At 67.2% G+C, this 15,911-nt stretch carries 14 protein-coding genes; 8 read left to right on the forward strand and 6 right to left on the reverse strand.

Annotation, left to right across the window (positions count from 1 at the left end):
• Positions 1-16: 16 nt before the first annotated feature.
• Positions 17-1,387 (reverse strand): formimidoylglutamate deiminase, encoded by a 1,371-nt coding sequence (locus AC27VL_RS09850; protein WP_488766163.1) that lies wholly within the window; start codon positions 1,385-1,387, stop codon positions 17-19.
• A gap of 67 nt (positions 1,388-1,454) precedes the next feature.
• On the opposite strand from AC27VL_RS09850, the gene hutI reads away from it, so the two are divergent.
• The 6 genes from hutI (at position 1,455) to AC27VL_RS09880 (ending at position 10,615) form a co-directional block, all read left to right on the forward strand.
• A complete protein-coding gene (hutI, locus tag AC27VL_RS09855; RefSeq protein WP_488766164.1) occupies positions 1,455-2,678 on the forward strand; it encodes an imidazolonepropionase in 1,224 nt (407 codons plus the stop codon).
• Positions 2,675-4,216: a histidine ammonia-lyase gene (gene hutH / locus AC27VL_RS09860; RefSeq protein WP_488766166.1), complete on the forward strand. Its 1,542-nt coding sequence runs from the start codon at positions 2,675-2,677 to the stop codon at positions 4,214-4,216. The genes hutI and hutH overlap by 4 nt, the downstream gene beginning before the upstream one ends.
• The gene (gene hutG, locus AC27VL_RS09865) at positions 4,213-5,067 is read left to right on the forward strand and encodes an N-formylglutamate deformylase (protein ID WP_488766168.1); all 855 of its coding nucleotides are present in this window, start codon (positions 4,213-4,215) and stop codon (positions 5,065-5,067) included. Before hutH ends, hutG begins: the two co-directional genes overlap by 4 nt.
• On the forward strand, positions 5,064-6,731 hold the full coding sequence (gene hutU / locus AC27VL_RS09870) for a urocanate hydratase (protein WP_488766169.1): 1,668 nt from the start codon (positions 5,064-5,066) through the stop codon (positions 6,729-6,731). Before hutG ends, hutU begins: the two co-directional genes overlap by 4 nt.
• Positions 6,732-6,879: 148 nt before the next feature.
• Entirely contained in the window at positions 6,880-8,316 is a 1,437-nt protein-coding gene (locus AC27VL_RS09875) for a serine hydrolase domain-containing protein (RefSeq protein WP_488766171.1), read from the forward strand.
• Positions 8,317-8,506: 190 nt separating this feature from the next.
• The gene (locus tag AC27VL_RS09880; RefSeq protein WP_488766172.1) at positions 8,507-10,615 is read left to right on the forward strand and encodes a TonB-dependent receptor family protein; all 2,109 of its coding nucleotides are present in this window, start codon (positions 8,507-8,509) and stop codon (positions 10,613-10,615) included.
• A gap of 40 nt (positions 10,616-10,655) precedes the next feature.
• Here AC27VL_RS09880 and AC27VL_RS09885 read toward each other — a convergent pair whose 3' ends face one another.
• The 4 genes from AC27VL_RS09885 to AC27VL_RS09900 all read right to left on the reverse strand — a co-directional run bounded on the left by AC27VL_RS09885 (position 10,656) and on the right by AC27VL_RS09900 (position 13,109).
• A complete protein-coding gene (locus tag AC27VL_RS09885) occupies positions 10,656-11,171 on the reverse strand; it encodes a hypothetical protein (RefSeq protein WP_488766174.1) in 516 nt (171 codons plus the stop codon).
• 48 nt (positions 11,172-11,219) lie between these two features.
• Complete coding sequence (locus AC27VL_RS09890) at positions 11,220-11,969, reverse strand: hypothetical protein (protein WP_488766176.1); 750 nt, start codon at positions 11,967-11,969, stop codon at positions 11,220-11,222.
• Complete coding sequence (locus AC27VL_RS09895; protein ID WP_180166492.1) at positions 11,966-12,343, reverse strand: VOC family protein; 378 nt, start codon at positions 12,341-12,343, stop codon at positions 11,966-11,968. The genes AC27VL_RS09890 and AC27VL_RS09895 overlap by 4 nt, the downstream gene beginning before the upstream one ends.
• Positions 12,344-12,530: 187 nt before the next feature.
• Positions 12,531-13,109, reverse strand: coding sequence for a TetR/AcrR family transcriptional regulator (locus AC27VL_RS09900; RefSeq protein WP_488766178.1), 579 nt, complete (start codon positions 13,107-13,109; stop codon positions 12,531-12,533).
• Positions 13,110-13,178: 69 nt separating this feature from the next.
• On the opposite strand from AC27VL_RS09900, the gene AC27VL_RS09905 reads away from it, so the two are divergent.
• Entirely contained in the window at positions 13,179-13,724 is a 546-nt protein-coding gene (locus AC27VL_RS09905; RefSeq protein WP_488766180.1) for a thioesterase family protein, read from the forward strand.
• Positions 13,725-13,730: 6 nt separating this feature from the next.
• Here AC27VL_RS09905 and AC27VL_RS09910 read toward each other — a convergent pair whose 3' ends face one another.
• A complete protein-coding gene (locus AC27VL_RS09910) occupies positions 13,731-14,858 on the reverse strand; it encodes an agmatine deiminase family protein (protein WP_488766182.1) in 1,128 nt (375 codons plus the stop codon).
• A gap of 144 nt (positions 14,859-15,002) precedes the next feature.
• Here AC27VL_RS09910 and AC27VL_RS09915 point away from each other — a divergent pair, with 144 nt between their 5' ends.
• A complete protein-coding gene (locus AC27VL_RS09915; protein ID WP_488766184.1) occupies positions 15,003-15,863 on the forward strand; it encodes a LysR family transcriptional regulator in 861 nt (286 codons plus the stop codon).
• Positions 15,864-15,911 lie beyond the last annotated feature (48 nt).

The following is a 15,911-nucleotide window of genomic DNA, read 5'->3' on the forward strand; positions in this document are numbered from 1 at the left end:
CGATGGTGGGAGGCGATCAGCCCAGCACGCCACGCAGGGCAGCGGCGAAGGCGGTGGTGATGGCCTCGCGCTGCAGGTGGCGGCCCTCGGCCACGCACTGGCGGCCATGGCGCCAGACCGATCGCAGCGCGCCATTACGTGCGGCGAACACCCAGCTGTCAAGCCATGCGTCACCGTGTCGCGCCTGCAGCGCGGGATGCGCGGCATCCAGTTCAACCATGTCTGCACTGGCACCCACCTGCAGGCCGGCGGCCACGCCAAGCGCCTGTGCACCGCCCTGCAGCGCCCCTTCAAACAGGAAGCGCCCGGTGCTGCGGCCAGCATCCGGAGCCAACACGTTGCGGCCCCGCAGCGTCAGGCGCTGGCCGTATTCCAGCAGGCGCAGCTCTTCTGCGGCATCGATCAGCACGTTGGAATCGGAGCCGACGCCGAAGCGCCCGCCCTCGCGCGCGAAGGCCTGCATCGGGAACAGGCCGTCACCCAGGTTGGCTTCGGTAATCGGACACAGGCCGGCCACGGCCTTGCTGGCGACCATCTGCGCACGCTCGTCGTCGGTGATGTGGGTGGCGTGCACCAGGCACCAACGCGCATCGACCGGGGCATGTTCGTACAGCCACTGCACCGGGCGCATGCCGCTCCATGCCAGGCAGGCTTCGACCTCGCGCACCTGCTCGGCGATATGGATGTGAACCGGCCCGTCGGTCAGCGGCAGCAGCGCGCTCAGCTCGTCGCCGGTCACCGCGCGCAGGCTGTGCGGTGCGATGCCGAGCACCGCATCGGGCAACGTGGCCAGCGCGGTGCGGGCACCATCGAGCAGCTGTGCGAATCCGTCTACGTCATGGATGAGGCGGCGCTGTGCCGGGTTCGGCGGCGCCCCACCGAAATCGGCGTGGGCGTAGAAGACCGGCAGCAGGGTCAGGCCGATGCCGGTCTGCTCGGCCGCAGCGGCAATCCGCACGCTCATCTCGGCGCGGTTGGCGTAGGGGCGACCATCGGCATCGTGGTGCAGGTAGTGGAATTCGCCGACGCGGGTGAAGCCGCTTTCCAGCATCTCCATGTACGCCTGGGCGGCGATGGCCTGCACTGCGTCCGGGCGCAGATGGGCCAGGAAGCGGTACATCAGTTCGCGCCAGCTCCAGAAGCTGTCGCCGTCGCCGCCGCCGATCTCGGTGAGCCCAGCCATGCCGCGCTGGAAGGCGTGGCTGTGCAGGTTCGGCAGGCCCGGCACCAGGATGCCCACGCAGGTATCACCGTCCTGCGCTGCCTGCCCGCGCGTGACCGCCGCGATGCGCCCGTCCTGCACCTGCAGGCGGACATCGGCGGCCCAGCCGTCGGCCAGCAGGGCGTGGGCGGCATGGAAGGAGTGCGGGGAACGCGAATCGGACATGGCTGGACAACCCGAATTGGACGCCTATATTGTATAGACATATAAGCACAGCCGCGTTGTGGATGCCATGCTCGTCGATACCCTCTGGTCCAACGTCCACCTGATGACCCTCGATGGCGAGGGGTTGGGTGTCATTCGCGATGCAGTACTGGCCGCCACCGATGGCCGCATCGTGCATGTCGGCCCCGCCGGCAGCGATGCCCATCTGCAGCCGACCACCCGCATCGACGGCGAAGGCCGCTGGGTGTCGCCCGGGCTGATCGACTGCCACACCCACCTGGTCTACGCCGGCAACCGCGCCAACGAATTCGAGCAGCGCCTGCAGGGCGTGAGCTATGCCGAGATCGCCCGTGCCGGTGGCGGCATTGTCTCCACCGTGCGCGCCACCCGCGCGGCCTCACCAGAGCAGCTGGCGCGCGAAAGCCGACCGCGCCTGCTGGCGATGCGCGCCGAAGGCGTGACCACCATCGAAATCAAATCCGGCTATGGCCTGACCCTGCAGGATGAGCGCAAGCAGCTGCAGGTGGCCCGCGCGCTGGGCGAAGAATGCCGGGTGAACGTGGTGCCGACCTTCCTGGGTGCGCACGCGGTGCCGCCCGGACGCGAGGCGCAGGAATACACCGACGAGGTGTGCGAGGTGATGATCCCCGCCATCGCTGCCGAAGGCCTGGCCGAAGCCGTGGACATCTTCTGCGAGAACATCGCGTTCTCGCCGGCACAGGCACGCCAGGTCTTCGAAACCGCGCGCGCGCACGGGCTGGCCATCAAGATCCATGCCGAACAGCTGAGCAACCAGCATGGCGCCGAACTGGCGGCCGGTTTCGGTGCGCTGTCGGCCGACCATATCGAACACCTGGACGACGCCGGCATTGCCGCGATGGCCGCCGCCGGTACCGTCGCCGTGCTGCTGCCCGGCGCGTTCTATTTCACTCGCGATACCACCCTGCCGCCGATCGCTGCGCTGCGCGCGGCCGGCGTACCGCTGGCGCTGGCCACCGACAGCAACCCGGGCACCTCGCCGCTGACCAGCCCGCTGCTGGCGATGAACATGGGCGCCACCCTGTTCCGCCTGACCGTGGACGAATGCATCGCCGGCTTCACCCGGGAAGCGGCGCGCGCGTTGGGCCATGGCGAGCGCATCGGCCGCCTGGCCGTCGGCATGGACTGCGACCTGGCGATCTGGGACATCGACGCGCCCGCCGACCTGGTCTATCGCATTGGATTCAACCCGCTGCACGCGCGCGTGATGCGCGGACAGCCCGACCTGCCTGCCTCCTGGAGCAACACATGAGCAACACCCTGGTTCTTCGCCCCGGCCATGTCACCCTCGCCCAGTGGCGGCAGGCGTATCGCGGTGCGCCGCTGTCGCTTGACCCGGCCGCGTTGCCGGCGGTGCGCGCCAGCGCTGCGACGGTGGCTGCCATCGTCGCCAAGGGCGCACCGGTGTATGGCATCAACACCGGTTTCGGCAAGCTGGCCAGCGTGCGCATCGAACGCGAGGACCTGGCCACCCTGCAGCGGAACATCGTGCTTTCGCATGCCGCGGGCGTGGGCGAGCCGATGCCGGCGAATGTGGTGCGGCTGATGATGGCGTTGAAGCTGGTCAGCCTGGCCCAGGGTGCTTCCGGCGTGCGCGAGGAAACGCTGCTGCTGCTGGAAGCCATGCTGGTGAAGGGCGTGCTGCCGGTGGTGCCGGCGCAGGGCTCGGTCGGTGCCTCGGGCGACCTGGCACCGCTCTCGCACCTGGCCAGCGTGATGATCGGCGTCGGCGAGGCCTTCGTCGGCAATGAGCGCCTGCCCGCCGTGGACGCACTGGCACGCGCCGGCCTGCAGCCGGTGGAACTGGGCGCGAAGGAAGGCCTGGCCCTGCTCAACGGCACCCAGTTCTCCACCGCGTACGCACTGGCCGGCTTGTTTGAAATCGAAACCGTGTTCCAGGCCGCGCTGGTCACCGGCGCGCTGTCGGTGGAAGCGGCCAAGGGCTCGGACACGCCGTTCGATCCGCGCATCCATGCGCTGCGTGGCCAACGTGGGCAGATCGCCACCGCTGCCACCCTGCGTACGCTGATGCAGGACTCGGGTATCCGCGAATCGCACCGCGACAACGACGTGCGCGTGCAGGATCCGTACTGCCTGCGCTGCCAGCCGCAGGTGATGGGCGCGGCGCTGGACATCCTGCGCCAGGCTGCGACCACGCTGGAAATCGAAGCCAATGGCGTGTCCGACAACCCACTGGTGTTCACCGAAACCGGTGAGGCGCTGTCCGGCGGCAACTTCCATGCCGAGCCGGTGGCCTTTGCCGCCGACATGCTGGCGATGGCGGTGTGCGAGATCGGCTCGATCAGCGAGCGCCGCTTGGCGATGCTGGTCGACCCGGCGCTGTCCGGCCTGCCGGCCTTCCTGACCCCGCGCCCGGGTCTGAATTCCGGCTTCATGATTCCGCAGGTGACCGCCGCTGCGCTGGTCTCGGAAAACAAGCAGCGCGCCTACCCGGCCAGCGTCGATTCGATCCCGACGTCGGCCAACCAGGAAGACCATGTGTCGATGGCCGCGCACGGCGCACGCCGACTGATGCAGATGGCCGAGAACGCGGCCAACGTGATCGGCATCGAGCTGCTGGCTGCCGCGCAGGGCTGCGACTTCCATGCGCCGCTGCGCTCCAGCAACGCACTGGAAAACGTGCGCGCCACGCTGCGTGCACAGGTGCCGATGCTGGAAGAAGACCGCTACTTCCACCCGGACATGGTGATCGCGACCGATCTGGTTCGCAGCGGCGCACTGGCCAAGGGTCTGGGCGAGCTGCTGCCGACCGTGGAACCGCAGGCATGAATGCCCACCCCGAATGGCTGACCGTGCACGAGGGTGATGCCCCGCTGATCGTCAGCTTCCCGCACACCGGCAGCGAACTGCCGCATGACCTGATCGGCGATTACCACTCGCCGTGGCTGGCGCGGCGCGATGCTGACTGGTGGGTGCATGAGCTGTACGACTTCGCACGCGGCATGGGCGCGACCACCGTGCGCTCGGCCATCTCGCGCTCGGTGATCGATCTCAACCGCGATCCCAGCGGCGTGTCGCTGTACCCGGGCCAGAACACCACCGGCCTGTGCCCGCTGACCACCTTCGACAACCAGCCGCTGTACCACGCGGGTCGCGAGCCGGACGACGCAGAAATCGCCCGGCGCCGCGACACCTATTTCGCGCCGTACCACGACGCGCTGGCCAAGCAGATCGCACGCCTGCGTGCACGCCACGGCACCGTGGTGGTGTACGACGCGCATTCGATCCGCTCGCACATCCCACACCTGTTCGATGGCGAGCTGCCGCAGTTCAACCTCGGCACTGCTGGGCCCTCCGGCGCACCGGATACCTCCTGCGACAACGCGCTGAGCGATGTGGTCGAAAACCTGCTGAAGATCAGCGGCATGAGCCACGTGCGCAACGGCCGCTTCAAGGGCGGCTGGATCACCCGCCACTACAGCAGCATTGCCGGTGGCGTGCACAGCCTGCAGATGGAACTGGCCTGCCGCGGTTACATGCACGAGCCCCTGCCCGACCAGGTGGACGAGCACAGCTGGCCCACCCCGCTCGACCCCGACCACGCCGCACCGCTGCGCCACACCCTGGCGCAGGTGCTCAACGCCTGCCTTGAATTCGCTACGAACCGGAGCGCCGCATGACCCGCAACGACCCGTCCCGCACCATCGCCGCCCCGACCGGCAGCACGCTCAACGCCAAGAGCTGGCTGACCGAAGCGCCGCTGCGCATGCTGATGAACAACCTGCACCCCGACGTGGCCGAGCGCCCGCAGGAACTGGTGGTGTACGGCGGCATCGGCCGTGCCGCACGCGACTGGGAGAGCTTCGATGCCATCGTCGAAACGCTCAAGCGCCTGGACGATGACCAGACCCTGCTGGTGCAGTCGGGCAAGCCGGTGGGCGTGTTCCGCACCCATGCCGATGCACCCCGCGTGCTCATCGCCAATTCCAACCTGGTGCCGCGCTGGGCCAACTGGGACCATTTCAACGAACTGGATAAGAAAGGCCTGGCGATGTATGGCCAGATGACCGCCGGCAGCTGGATCTACATCGGCGCGCAGGGCATCGTGCAGGGCACCTACGAAACCTTCGTGGAAATGGGCCGCCAGCACTACAACGGCAGCCTGGCCGGCAAGTGGCTGTTCACCGGCGGACTGGGTGGCATGGGCGGCGCGCAGCCGCTGGCCGCCGTGATGGCCGGCGCCTCGTGCCTGGCGGTGGAGTGCCGCAAGAGCAGCATCGAAATGCGCCTGCGCACCGGCTACCTGGATACCTGGACCGACAACCTGGATGAGGCCCTGCGCCTGATCGAAGAATCGTGCACCGCCAAGAAGCCGCTGTCGGTCGGCCTGCTCGGCAATGTGGCCGACGTGCTGGACGAACTGCTGATCCGCGGCGTGAAGCCGGACCTGCTGACCGACCAGACCTCCGCACACGACCCGGTCAACGGCTACCTGCCGCAGGACTGGACGGTGGAAGAATGGGATGCCAAGCGCGTAACCGCGCCGAAGGAAGTGGAGAAGGCCGCGCGCGCGTCGATGGCCAACCACATCCGCGCCATGCTCGGCTTCCACTCACTGGGCGTGCCGACCGTGGACTACGGCAACAACCTGCGGCAGATGGCGCTGGAAGAAGGTGTCGAGGACGCGTTCGATTTCCCGGGCTTCGTGCCGGCCTACATCCGCCCGCTGTTCTGCCGGGGCATCGGCCCGTTCCGCTGGGCCGCACTGAGTGGCGACCCGGAAGACATCGCCAAGACCGACGCCAAGGTGAAGGAGCTGATTCCGGACAACCCGCACCTGCATCGCTGGCTGGACATGGCCGCCGAGAAGATCAAGTTCCAGGGCCTGCCGGCGCGCATCTGCTGGGTCGGCCTGGGGGATCGCGATCGCCTGGGACTGGCCTTCAACGAGATGGTTGCCAATGGTGAGCTGAAGGCGCCGGTGGTGATCGGCCGCGACCATCTGGACAGCGGCAGCGTGGCCTCGCCGAACCGCGAAACCGAAGCGATGGCCGACGGTTCCGATGCAGTGTCCGACTGGCCGCTGCTGAACGCCCTGCTCAACACCGCCAGCGGTGCGACCTGGGTGTCGCTGCACCATGGCGGCGGCGTCGGCATGGGCTTCTCGCAGCACGCCGGCATGGTGATCGTCTGCGATGGCACCGAAGCGGCGGCCAAGCGGATTGCACGCGTGCTGTGGAACGACCCGGCGACGGGCGTGATGCGCCATGCCGATGCAGGGTATGAGATCGCCATTGAATGCGCGAAGGAGAAGGGGCTGGATCTGCCGGGAATCCTCGGCTGATCGAGCGTCGCCGGGCACGGCCCGGCGCTACCGGAAACGTGTGGTAGTGCCGGCCGCTGGCCGGCTCTCCCTGATGCGGGAATCGGTGCTCTTGACCCGCTCTCCCGCCGTGACCAAGATGCGCCATCGCCGCTGACGGAACACCGCGATGTACCGCGTGCTTGCCGCTGCACTCTTCTGCGCCCTGGCAGTCACCTTGCCCGCTTCGGCACGTGATGTTCCCGATGATCTTTTGGCTCGTCTGGACGCCCAACTGCAGGTCAACCGCGAGCGCTACGGCATCGCCGGCCAAGCCGTGCTGGTCGCCCACAACGGCCAGGTGCTCTACCAGGGCGCCAGCGGCGAACGCGACCCGGCTACCCACGCGCCCGCCACCATCGATTCCATATTCGCCGCGCAGTCTGTAGCGAAACTGCTCACCAGCACGCTGGTGATGCAGTTGGTGGACCAGGGCAATGTGGATCTGGATGCTCCGGCCAGTCGCTATGTGCTGGACCTGCCGCCCGCATGGCAGAAGATCCATGTGCGCGACTTTCTCAATCACAGCTCGGGCATCACCGAGTACTACGACCGGGTCGACAACCGCTGGATAAGCAAGGGCTACACCGGCATAGCGCCCGACCTAGCCGCCGCACTGAAGGTCGCGGGTTCGGCGCCGATGCAGTTCGCCCCCGGCAACCGCGTGCAGTACACCCAGGCCAACTACCTGGTGCTCACCGCGTTGCTGGAAACCCATTACGGCAAGCCCTATCCGGCCATCGCGCGCGAACGCATCCTGCAACCGCTGAAGATGCGCAGTACCTCGTGGGGCACGGCCAGCGTGCCGGCGCAGCGCGCGGCCGTGCCTTACATCGGCAAGGATGGCCAACTGCAGCCGGCCAATGAAGATCCCTGGCCGGACTACGGTTGGGGCCACGCCGACCTGCAGACCACCGTCGGCGACATGAACCGCTTTCTGCAGGCGCTCGCCACCGGCAAGCTGCTGCGCACGTCCACACTGGAAAGACTCTGGCAGCCGCAGAAACTGAGCGGTGGCGGCAGCAATTTCTTCTCCACCGGCTGGGATACCACCCGCAGCGACGGCTACACCCAGGTCGGCCACGACGGCGGCACGCGCGTACGTGCGCGGCTGGCCTACAAGGGCACGCTGGCCGGCGGCTACTGGGTGTTCGTGTACCTGACCAACGGCAGCGCCCGCAATGTGTGGTCGAGCACGCTGGTGGAAAGCACGATGGCGGTGGCCGCGCCGCAGGAGTTTCCGCATGCAGTGCTTTCCGAGCGGCTGATCGGCTACGCGCTGGATGAAAGCACCGATGCGACACAGGCGATGCGTAGCTGGCTGCGCGACAGCAATGGGGTTCCCACGGGCGAACTGGAGCGTGCGATCAATGCCGATGGTTACGCTATCCGCGAGAGCCTCGGGGCACGCAAGGCATTGAAGGTGTTCACGCTCAACACCGAGCTGTATCCGGGGTCGGCCAACGCGTGGGACAGCCTGGCCGAGTGCCATGCCGCGCTGGGGGAGAAAGAAACCGCTGATCGGCTGTATGCGCAGTCGAAGGCGCTGGCGAAGCCTTCGCCGTAAACCCTGTAGAGCCGAGCCCATGCTCGGCTGCTTTTCGTTGCGATTGGAGAAAGCCCGCGCTGCGCGCGATAGCCGAGCGTGGGCTCGGCTCTACAGCGACACTGCGGGCGGCCATACGCGGGTGGAGGGTGACGTGGGGCCATCGACCTGTTAACTTGCGCGCCACTTTCGTGGTTTACAGCATTTCCGCATGCCGCTCTCGCCGTACCGCCCCACCCCGTCGCTGTTGTTCCTGGCCGTAACCCTCGGCCTCGCCACCACCGCCCAAGCCTCCCCGCAGGCAACCACCCTCGATGCCGTGCAGGTCACTGCCGCCGATGCCAGCGCCCAAGCGCGCGAAGCGCTGAAGCGCGTGCCGGGCGCCAGCAACGTGATCGACGTGGCCAAGGCGGACAGCCGCCTGGCCAGCAGTGCCGATGTGCTGGCCTACCAGCCGGGCATCAGCGCGCAATCACCGGGCAACGAAGGCACCAAGGTGTCCATCCGTGGCTCGGGCATCAACCGCGGCCCGGGCGCACATGCCTCGGGCATTGCGGTGTCGATCGATGGCTTGCCGCTGACCGGCCCTGGCGGCACGCCCTACGAGCTGCTGGAACCGCTGTGGCTTTCACGCGTGGAAGTGCTGCGCGGGGCCAACGGTTTCGAACGCGGCGCGCTGGCGCTGGGCGGTGCCGTCGACTACATCAGCCGCAGTGGCCGCGATTCGGCCGGCGTGCAGCTGCACTACGAAGCCGGCAGCCGTGGCTACCAGAAACGCGGCCTCAGCTGGGGCGGCGTCAGCGGTGACGTCGACTACTTCCTGGCCTATACCGATACCGAATTCGATGGTTACCAGCGCCATGCGTCCGGCGATGGCAAGGGCGCGATGGCCAACATCGGCTGGCAGATCACCCCCGATCTGCAGACCCGCTTCTTCGTGCGCTACCGCGAAACCAACCACGAAACACCGGGGCGCCTGACCCGCGAACAGATTCGCAACGATCCGCGCGCGGCGAACGCGGCCAACCTGGCCATCGATGCGCGCCGTCCGCAGCCGGGCAGCACCTGGGTGGGCAATGTCACCACGCTGCAGATCGACGAGGATTCCTCGCTGCAGGCCGGGCTGGTCTATCACAAGTATCCGATGGACTTGAACGAAAGCCTGTACCGCCAGCAGCTGGACTACGCCAACCTCAACGCCACGCTGGACTACCGCCGCCGCCATTCGCTGTTTGGCCTGGACAGCGAGACCACCATCGGCCTGCGCGTTACCCATGACCTGGATGCCGATGTGCGCGAGTCGCTGCGCTTTGCTAACAACGGTTATGCCGCCGGCACCCGCACGCGCGACTTCCGCCACCATGGCACCGACAGCACGCTGCATATCGGCAACAACCTGGCGGTGAATGAGCGCCTGCGCGTACAGACCGGGTTTGCGCTGATCAACACCCGCCGCGATGTGCAGGTCACCTGGCCGAGCAGTGGTGGCCGCCTGCGCGAACACGACTGGGATTACGCGCCGCGGCTGGGCTTCACCTGGCAGCAGACGCCGCAGACGCAGTGGTTCGGCAACCTCAGCCGTTCGGTGGAAGCGCCACATCCGTGGTCGATGATCTGGGGCTCGAACCAGTACTTCGGCGCGGGCAATGGTCCGTCCACCGGCCGCCAGCGCGCGCCGGTGCCGATGCAGAACCAGACCGCCACCACGCTGGAACTGGGTGCACGCGGCGACGCCGCGCTGGGCCGCTGGGAACTGACCGGTTACTACGCGCACGTGAACCACGAACTGCTGAGTGTGGAACTGCAGCCGGTACCGAACCTGTTCATCGCCGAGAACAACGCCAGCCCCACCGTGCACCGTGGCATCGAGGCCGGACTGGACAGCACCTTGTGGCAGGCCGCACCGGGCCGTTTGTCGCTGCGCCAGGCCTATACCTTCAGCGATTTCCGCTATCGGCATGACACGCGCTTCGGCAGCAACCGCCTGCCGGGCCTGCCGCGCCATGCCTACCAGGCCGAACTTCGCTTCGACCACGCCTCGGGCCTGTATGCCGCACTGAACACCGAGTATTCCTCGCGCATCGCAGTGGACTATGCCAACAGCTACTGGGCCGACAGCCACGTCATCTTCGGCAGCCGCATCGGTTACGAAGCACCGGGCGGCCGCTGGCAGCTGTGGGCGGAGATGCGCAACATCGGTGACCGCCATTACGCCGCCACCGTCACCCCCGGTTACAACGATGCCGGCAAGGACGTGGCACGCTCGACGCCCGGCGAAGGCCGTGGCGTGTATGCGGGCGTGCGCTGGCGCTTCGACTGATGCGTAACGGAGCGCCGGGCATTGCCCGGCGCTCCCGAGATCACGCAATGCGCCAGGACGGCAGGCGCTCACTGCGCCGCCAGACCGTGGGCGCGAAGCCCATCATCAACAGCCCCGCCAGCCACTTCGGCGACGTACTGAGCAGCGTCGACGTCAACGCTGCATCCAGCGGAGCGGCCTCCTCCTGCCAGGGGTTGTAGCCGAGGTAGATGATGCTGCCTACCCACCACAGCAGCGCCAACCCCATCCCCGCCAGCAGCAGCGCCATCGTGCGACAGGTCCAGCGCTGTGAGGTCGTGCCCCACTCGCGGGAAATGGCGACCAGCAGGGCAACCACCATCAACGACACCAGCGCCACCAGGCCGATATCCACTTTGTGCCCGATGCGTTCATAGGTGCAGGCGCGGCATTGGGCTTCTTCTGCGGCCGCCTCCGTTGTGGGCGGGGCCGCTGTGGGTCCCGACTGGGCCATCACCGCGAAGGGCATCAACAGGGCGAGCATCGCCACCATCAACCAACGAACGAACTTCCTGTTACTGCGTGCAGCGACATCCATGCGCTTCTCCTTGCGTGTGATTGAAATTCAACGTGGTGGCAGATCCTGCTACAACGCCTTGAACACCTGCATCAGACTGACCGCATCCGGCGCCAGCTCCTGCGAAAGCCAGCCCAGCGCGGCGAAGAACACCAGCAGGCCCAGCAGCGGCCAGATCGTATGGGACAGGCACAGCCGCCACCAGCCCTGCTCCTGCATCCCCTGCATACGCTTGTACAGACCGCCGGCGATGGCCGCATCCACCAGCAGTTCGGCCATCAGCACCGGCGCCGACCAGACCACCCAGACACTGGCCAGGAGCACCGTAGCCACCAGCGCGATGATGCCGAGAACGGCCAGCAGCGGCAGGCCTGCCTCGCCGTCGGCTACGTCCAGCAACGACGCGCTGTCGGCGCTCGTGCTGGAAGACGCTGCGGCTTCGCCCCAAGAAGCGGACGCGCCACCACCGCCGGAATGCCCGCCGCTGCCGCTCCACGGCGATCCCGGGCGGCCACCGCCTCCGGGCCCGGAACCCAATCCGTCGGCCACCGCATCCCAGCGCCAACGGATCCAGAGCCACATCAGCAGCAGAAACACGCCATAGGCCACCAGCACGGCCAATGGATAGCGCAGCAGCATCGCGTCCATGCCCGCCAGGCGCAGCACGTGCGAGGCGAGGAATCCCGCAGCACCCGTCAGCACCACGATCAGGGCCATCTGCAACCGTGGCCAGCCACGATGCTGCAGCTGCCGGCGTGCGTGCATCGCTTCAGTGCTGCGGCTGCTCGGCATGGAAACGGGCGGGCGTCCGTTGCTCATATCGCCGCCTTGGTCACCGCCTCGATGCGATGGCCGTCAGGATCGATCACGAACGCGGCGTAGTAACGGTCGCCGTAATCCGGGCGCTGGCCCGCAGGTCCGTTGTCTTGGCCTCCGGTTGCCAACGCAGCACGATGGAAGGCGTCAACAGCCGCGCGCGTGGTTGCCGCCAACGCCAGATGGAAGCCGGGTCCCGGCGCCGCCGCATCGTCGCGCAGCTTCAGGCAGAGCAGGTCTTCATCGTCGACAAGGCCATAGCCGATCGCGGTGTCGTCTTCGAAGACGCGGCGATAGCCAAGCGCTGCGAGCACTGCATCATAGAAGCGGCCTGCAGCGTGCAGATCGCGAACCCCGAAAGAAAGATGGTGCAGCATGCGGACATCCTTGCCTGGCACGCGGGTGATGGTTGGCGGATTGTAACCACGAATCGCGGCCGCTGCCTGCCAACTCACATGCGAGCCGGATGCTGCAATGCAGGACGACGATGGAGGCGGCGACATTGCAACCGGCCCATCGTGGCAACCAGCCAGGCCTCGCGATGCGTCTCCCGGCGCGGATGATTCAAACGGGTGATGCAGCCGCCTTCAACAACTGCGCCGCCACCTGGTCGAACGGGGCGATGTCCTGCACTGCGCGGCTCATCGCCACCGCCCCTTCCACGCTGGCAATCACCAGGCTGGCCAGCCCGTTCGCTGCAGCAGGTTCGTGGCCATCGGCAATGAAGGCAGCAGCCAAGTGCCCCTGCCAGCGCACGAACACTTCGGCGGCCGCCGCACGCGGCTGGCTCGGCGTAGCCTCCACCGGCTCCTCGACAGCCGCCGCCAGCACAGGGCAGCCGGCACGAAAACCGGTGCGCAGCAGGCGCTCGCGCCACAGTGCCAGGAACTGCTGCAACCCCTGCACTGCACCGCCCTTCAACAGCTCGATCAGCAGCGCCTCCACCTTGTCGCCGGCCATGGTGGTGGCCCGCGCCAGCAGCTCCTGCTTGCCGCCCGGGAAGTGGTGATACGTGGACCCCAGCGGCGCTTCGGCCAGCTTGGTCACTTCGCGGATGCTGGTGGCATTGAGGCCCACCCGCGCGAGCATCTGCGCTGCAGCATCGATCACGCGCTGGGGGGCATCGGACGATCGCGGGCTCACGGCAGGCTCCTTGCTAAGACAGTCGTCATAGACTAGCGTATCGACCGTTCTATAACAGTCGTAATAACCATGAATCTCTGGTTCCGCCTGCTCCACCTGCTGCTGTGCAGCCTGTTCCGGCCCAAGCTGGACGCGCCATTCGGGGTCTCGCGCCTTTCGTTCCGGGTGCTGCCCAACGACCTGGACAGCAACCTGCACATGACCAACGGCCGTTACTGGAACATCTTCGACCTGGGCCGGCTGGACCTGATCCTGCGCATGGGGCTGGGCAAGGTGGCGCTGCGTGAGAAGTGGGCGCCGATCGTTGGCGCCGGCACCATCCAGTTCCGCCGCGAGCTGAAGCCGTTCCAGCGTTTCACCCTGGAAACGCGGCTGGTCGGCTGGGTCGGCACACGCGGCATCATGGAGCAGCGCGTACTGATCGGCCCGGAACAGAAAACCGCCACGCGTGCGCTGCTGATCACCGGCATCTACGATCGCCGCGCGCGACAGTTCGTCGGCATGCCGCAGATGATGGAATCGATCGGCGTGGTTGCTCCGTCTTCGCCGGCCCTGAGTGCGGCAGCCAAGGCACTGCTGGCTGCCGATGCTGCATTGAAGCTGGAAGATGCCTGAGCCGCGTTACCCGACCCGCGGCATGTTCTTGGTCACGCAATGGATGCCGCCGCCACCGCCGGCGATCGCATCGATATCCACCTGCTCGATGGTGCGGCCGGGATACAGGTCTTCCAGCAGTTCACGGCAGTAACCATCCGCCTTCGCGTCACCAAACTGCGGCGCGATCACCGCACCGTTGATCGGCAGGTAATTGATGTAGCCCCGGGCCAGATCGTCATTGTCGCGGGTGTGCACATTGTCGCGTCCGCCCAGCGGCGGCGGCAGCGTGTGCACCTGCAGCCTGCGGCCGTCGGCATCGGTGGCGCCGCGCAGGATGTCCAGATGCTCGCGGGTCAGATCGTAATCGTACGACTCCGGGTCGTTGTCCAGGTTGGCGATCACCACGGCCGGGCGCACGAAGCGTGCGTAGAAATCCACGTGCGCATCGGTGATGTCTTCGCCAGCGATGCCGGGCAACCAGATCACCTTGCGCAGGCCCAGGTGGTGCTTCAACTCCGCTTCGATATCCGCGCGTGACCAGCCCGGATTGCGGTTGCGGTTCACCCAGCAGCTTTCGGTCAGGATCGCGGTGCCGTGGCCATCGACTTCGATGCCACCGCCCTCGCCCACCAGATCGCTTTCCAGCAGCGTCGCGCCGGTCATCTGCGCCAGCCACGGTGCTACTGCGCCATCGTTGCGTGCACTCTGCTTGCCGCCCCAGCCATTGAAGTTGAAATCGACCAGGCCGAGCCCACCCTTGCCATCGGTAACGAAACAGCCGCCGTAGTCGCGCACCCAGATATCGTCCAGCGCCACGTCGAGGAACTCGATGTTGTCGTTGCCGCAGCGCTCCTGCGCCTGCCGGCGCTGCGCAGGACGGCACAGCACGCTGACCGGCTGATGGCGGGCGATGGTGCGCGCCAGCCGGGCGACAGCACTGTTCACTGCATCGGCCTGCGCGCCCCATACCCGCGGCTGTGCAGCGAAGGCCAGGAAGACCCGCTCCTGCGGACCGTGCTCATCGGGCATCTGCCACCCGGCCGGTGCAGCGGCACGGGCGCGGGCGGGCAGTCCGGTCAGACCCAGCGCGGCCAGGCCGCCCAAGCCAGCGGTTGCGGCGAGTTGGGTGATGAAATGGCGTCGGGTAGACATGACAGGCTCCAGAGGCGGACCGTGAAGTCCGGCTGATCGATTCAGGCGCACCGGCTGATGCGCGACAGATCCATGTTGCCCTTGCGGATGGACGAGAACAAACGATAGATTCAGCGGGAATACGATCAGCCAGGCTTATCAATCATGCTCAAGCATTGGCCCCCGTTGAACGCCCTGCGCGGCTTCGAGGCCGCCGCCCGGCTCGGCAGCTTTCATCGTGCGGCCGAAGAACTGCACCTGAGCCAGTCTGCCATCAGCCAGCAGATCCGCGGGCTGGAAGACTCCCTGGAACAGCCGCTGTTCTTCCGCCAGGGACGCAGCGTGACCCTCACCGATGCCGGCATCGACCTGCTGGAAACCACGCAGTCACTGCTGCGGCAGCTGGCCAGCGGCATCCGCCGGCTCGATCAGTATCGCAAGCCGAATCAACTGATCGTCAACACCAGCCCCGCTTTCGCGCGCCACTGGCTGGTACCGCGGCTGGGCGATTTCCGCCGCCAGCATCCGCAGGCCGACCTGTGGCTGTTGACCAGCGAAGAGGCGCCGGACATGACCGCACAGACGCTGGATATCAGCGTTCGCGATGATCTGCAGGCACAGGCGCATTGCGAGCATCGCGTGCTGCTGCAGGACCGGCTGTATCCGGCCTGCCACCCCAGCGTGCTGGCGCTCCCAGTTGCCGAGCGCAGCACCCTGCACGGCGAGCGCGAAATGGACTGGAGCCAGTGGCAGGTGCAGGGCGGCGTGGATGTCGGCCAGCGGCGCGAAGGCCTGAATTTCTCCGAGCCAGGACAACTGCTGGATGCCGCGTGCCAGGGCCTGGGCATCGCACTGGTCAGCGAACTGCTGGCCGCACGGGCGCGCGCGCAGGGCCTGCTGCAGCCACTGGATGAAGCCTATGTGCGCGGACCGCGCTGGAGCTGGTTACTGCACGAGGACAGCACCCGCGATCCGCTGGTGATGCGGTTCTGTGAGTGGCTGCTGGCCGAGCTTCCGATAGCGTAGTGGGGGGGGGGGGGGGGGGGGGGGGGGGGGGGGGGGGGGGGGGGGGGG

The sequence above is a fragment of the Stenotrophomonas sp. 14P6.2.3 genome, from assembly GCF_057799055.1.